At 33.7% G+C, this 315-nt stretch carries 1 protein-coding gene; it reads right to left on the bottom strand.

Going from position 1 to position 315, the window contains the following annotated elements; translation table 11 throughout:
- The coding region (locus FOT98_RS31560; RefSeq protein WP_144291281.1) for a helix-turn-helix domain-containing protein at positions 1–315 on the bottom strand (315 nt) is incomplete at both ends.

The following is a 315-nucleotide window of genomic DNA, read 5'->3' as shown; positions in this document are numbered from 1 at the left end:
TTTCGGTAACTTCAATTTATTATCTATAATCGCAATGTTTCCATTTGTATGTTTCGTTGTATAGGATTGGACTTTATTGTTTTTCGATTTAAACCGAGGTGCTTTATTTTGTTTTTTGAAGAATCTTGCATACGAGTCAGCGAGGCTATGAAGAGAAGATTGAAGAGCGATACTGTCCACTTCTTTTAGCCATACAAACTCTTTTTTGAGAGTAGGTAATTGCGAAGAACAAGTGCCATAGGATAACCCTTTTCCTGTTTCTTTATATCTATCATTCCACTTTTCCAAAAAGTAGTTAAATACAAATCGTGAACA

It is taken from the genome of Bacillus sp. HY001 (genome assembly GCF_007558965.1).
Classification (GTDB): Bacteria; Bacillota; Bacilli; order Bacillales; family Bacillaceae_G; genus Bacillus_A; species Bacillus_A mobilis.
Note: the sequence above shows the minus strand (reverse complement) of the source record. Positions and strands in the feature narration are given on the sequence as shown.